3 protein-coding genes and 1 pseudogene are annotated in these 3,740 nt (G+C 53.2%); 3 read left to right on the top strand and 1 reads right to left on the bottom strand.

All coding sequences use genetic code 11. The annotated features are described in order from the left end of the window. The 3 genes and pseudogenes from ABF287_RS14800 to xth all read left to right on the top strand — a co-directional run. Positions 1-230, top strand: a pseudogene (locus tag ABF287_RS14800) (hypothetical protein); the annotation flags it as partial. A 109-nt stretch (positions 231-339) separates the two neighbouring features. Continuing rightward, entirely contained in the window at positions 340-1,554 is a 1,215-nt protein-coding gene (locus tag ABF287_RS14805) for an NAD(P)/FAD-dependent oxidoreductase (protein WP_347185770.1), read from the top strand. Positions 1,555-1,623: 69 nt separating this feature from the next. Then, positions 1,624-2,454 (top strand): exodeoxyribonuclease III, encoded by an 831-nt coding sequence (gene xth / locus ABF287_RS14810; RefSeq protein WP_347185771.1) that lies wholly within the window; start codon positions 1,624-1,626, stop codon positions 2,452-2,454. 88 nt (positions 2,455-2,542) lie between these two features. Here the strand turns inward: xth and der are convergent. Next, positions 2,543-3,740 (bottom strand): ribosome biogenesis GTPase Der (gene der / locus ABF287_RS14815; protein ID WP_347185772.1); only part of this gene is annotated, 1,198 nt, incomplete at its 5' end.

The raw sequence follows: 3,740 nt of genomic DNA on the forward strand, positions 1-3,740 counted from the left end.
ACTCATATGTAAATCTTGAACTCGTACGCGCCTCAACAGACGGCGTTGTGAACGTCTACGAACTCACTGCAGACGGCCAAGGCCAATTGCTCGGCTCAGCTCCTGTGCACGCCGGTGCAAACCAAGACGTTCGCATCAGCTTCAACGCTCTGACAAACCAAGACGTCATCGCTGTGCTCACCACCAACGGCACTGTTACAGCAACTGAATCTGTGTCTGTCGACGACTAAACCAACTCAAACTCCTCCCAAGAAGGCGGTCCATGCGGGCCGCCTTTTTTCGTTGTCTCGCTTTACTGTCGCGGGTCCACATGAAAGGCTTGTCTCACAGCGCCAAATCATGCTTAACGCCCATATGAACACACGTATCGCACCACATTACGACACCATCATTCTCGGCGCGGGGGCCGCAGGCCTCATGTGTGCAGGCTTTGCCAGCGCCAAAGGTGGACGTGTTTTGGTTGTGGATCACGCAAAGCGCGCAGGCGACAAAATCCGTATTTCGGGTGGTGGGCGCTGTAATTTCACCAATATGTTTGCCGGCCCTGAGAACTTCATCAGTCAAAACAAGCATTTCGCCAAGTCCGCTTTAGCGCGTTATACCCAATGGGACTTCATCGAATTGGTCGCCAAGTACGGCATCGACTACCATGAAAAAACATTGGGACAGCTGTTTTGCGACGGAAAAGCCAAGCAGATCATCGACATGTTGTTGAACGAAGCGCGCGCTGCAGACATTTCACTGAGCACTACGATTGATGAAATCACCCACGACGGCACAGAGTTTCAAACAATTTTGTCCGGTCAGAAGGTCTCGGCCACCAACATTGTTGTCGCGACGGGCGGAAAATCGATTCCCAAAATGGGCGCGACAGGCATCGGATACCAAATCGCCACGCAATTTGGCCTGCCTTTGACGGACACACGCCCCGGTTTGGTGCCGCTCACATTCGGTCCAAAAGAGCTGGAGTGGATCACACCGCTCGCAGGAACTGCCCTTGATGGGCGGTTGGAAGCCAATGGTACGTCATTTGAAGAAGCACTTTTGTTCACCCATCGCGGCATTTCTGGCCCTGCTGTTCTGCAGGTCTCCAATTATTGGCGAGAAGGCGACGAGATTCGCGCCAATTTGATGCCTCATGCATCGGTCTTTGATGCCCTGCGCACTGCGCGCAGCGAAAATGGGCGTCGTCAAATGAGCACAGCCCTAGCGACGCTTTTCCCAAAGAAACTGGCGACGACCTTGGCAGAGAATCTGAAACTTAGTGGCAATCTGGCGGATCAGTCAGACAAGGCACTTCAAGATCTTGCTGATACCTTGCACGCCCTGCCCCTTAAACCCACTGGGTCTGAAGGGTATCGTACGGCTGAGGTCACGCTTGGCGGTGTTGACACTGACGCGCTCAGCTCCAAAACCATGGAAAGCAAACAGGTCAAAGGCTTGTATTTCATTGGCGAAGTTGTGGATGTCACCGGATGGCTAGGCGGATACAATTTTCAATGGGCATGGTCGTCCGCCGCCGCATGTGGCCGCGCGATTGCAGATCAAGCGTGATCGGCGCTTTCCCTTACTGATTTGACCGCCTAAACTACGTTCAACACGCACCAGATTGACGGGTCCAACATGAAAATTGCCAGCTTTAATATCAACGGTATCAAGGCGCGGATCAACGCGCTCACCGATTGGCTAAAAGAAGCTGATCCCGATGTGGTGATTTTGCAAGAAATCAAATCCATCGACGAAAATTTCCCACGCGCTCATTTCGAGGACATGGGCTATATCGTTGAAACGCATGGGCAAAAATCATTCAACGGCGTGGCTCTTTTGTCGAAAGTCCCACTTGAAGACGTCACCAGAGGCCTGCCCAATGGCGCGGGCATGGGGCGTGACGGCGCGGATGATATCGAGGCGCGCTATATCGAGGCGACCGTGATCGGTGAGAAGACATCGATGCGCATTTGCGGCTTGTATTTGCCCAACGGCAATCCAGTTGATTTGAACAGCGACGGCACCCCTGTGGAGGGTTCAAAATACGATTTCAAACTGAAATGGATGCAACGCCTTGAAGACCGCGCCCGTGATCTCATGGCCCTTGAAGAACCGTTTTTTATGGCGGGCGATTTTAACTTGATCCCTCAAGCCGAAGACGCCAAGCGGCCTGACGCGTGGCGCAAAGATGCCCTGTTTCGCCCCGAGAGCCGCGCGATGTTTCGCAAGTTGATGGACTTGGGCTTTACGGACGCTCTGCGGGTCAAAAATGGCGCAGATGAGACTTATACCTTTTGGGATTATCAAGCTGGCGCCTTTGATCGCAACGATGGCATTCGCATCGACCATTTCTTGATGTCACCGCAAGCTGCCGACACGCTACAAGATTGTCAAATCGACGCCTTTGCCCGTGCCAAAGCGAAACCATCGGACCACGTACCCATCTGGGTCGAAGTCGACATTTAGATCGGCCTTTCCTCCAGAGACAGAATAGAAAAACGGCGCGACTTGAGACCAAGACGCGCCGTTTTTTGCTGTCATAAGCGGTGAGAAATCACCACTTATTCTTTTCGTCCGCACGCCCTTTACCAAGGTGCTTGCGCAAGCGCGACGGCACAGATTTTGTCTTGTTTTTGTATGGGTTGGCTTCACCTTGATCACGGAAGAACAAGCGAATGGGTGTGCCAGGCATATCAAAATCAATCCGCAACCCATTGATAAGATAACGTTTATACGTCTCATTCAATTTGTCAGCATGCGAACACATCACCACGAAACCCGGTGGACGGGTTTTGGCTTGGGTCATGTAGCGCAGCTTGATGCGGCGACCACCCGGTGCGGGTGGCGGGTGCGCTTCGGTCATGGCTTTCAGCCAGCTGTTGAGACGCGCGGTTGGCACACGGCGGTTCCAAATTTCATGCGCCTTGAGAATGGCTTCTTGCAACTTATCGAGGTTCTTGCCGGTTTTGGCAGACACAGTGATAAGTTGCGCGCCTTTGAGCTGCGGCAACAGACGTGCAAATTCTTCCCGCAAAAGTTTGGCTTTGTTGGACTTGTCGGTCTCTTCGTCCCATTTGTTCACCGCGATGACCACTGCACGGCCCTCGCGTTCGGCCAAATCGGCGATGCGCAAATCTTGCTGCTCAAACGGAATAGAAACATCGAGCAAGACAACCACAACCTCGGCAAATTTCACCGCGCGCAAGCCGTCAGAGACAGACAGTTTTTCAAGCTTTTCCTGAACCTTAGCCTTTTTGCGCATGCCGGCGGTGTCAAACACACGCACAGGCGTATCGTTCCAGTTCATCGTCACAGAGATACTGTCGCGGGTGATGCCCGCTTCAGGACCAGTGAGCAAACGCTCCTCGCCCAACAGCTTGTTGATCAGGGTCGATTTTCCCGCATTTGGGCGGCCAACAACGGCAATTTGCAACGGTTTCTCAAGCGTAAAATCGCGTGAAGACCCCAAGTTGTCATCGTCATCATCGAAATCTTCATCGGTGAGTACAACATCGACGTCAGGTGCATCGCGCTCAGCGCGCTCTTCGAATTCGTCCGCAATCGGCACCAACATGTCATAAAGATCCGACATGCCTTCGCCGTGCTCCGCAGACAAACGCACAGGCTCACCCAGACCCAAAGAATAGGCTTCCAGGAACCCAGATTCGCCCGCGTGGCCTTCGGCTTTGTTCACACCCAAGATCACCCGCGCGGATTTGCGACGCAGGATGTCAGCGAACACTTCATCCGCC

The sequence above is a fragment of the Pacificibacter sp. genome, assembly GCF_039769035.1.
Classification (GTDB): Bacteria; Pseudomonadota; Alphaproteobacteria; order Rhodobacterales; family Rhodobacteraceae; genus Celeribacter.

Bases quoted from the DNA above. Each gene is read 5' to 3' on its own strand.
- ABF287_RS14805 (WP_347185770.1), top strand. From the start codon at position 340: ATGCTTAACGCCCATATGAACACACGTATCGCACCACATTACGACACC.
- xth (WP_347185771.1), top strand. From the start codon at position 1,624: ATGAAAATTGCCAGCTTTAATATCAACGGTATCAAGGCGCGGATCAAC.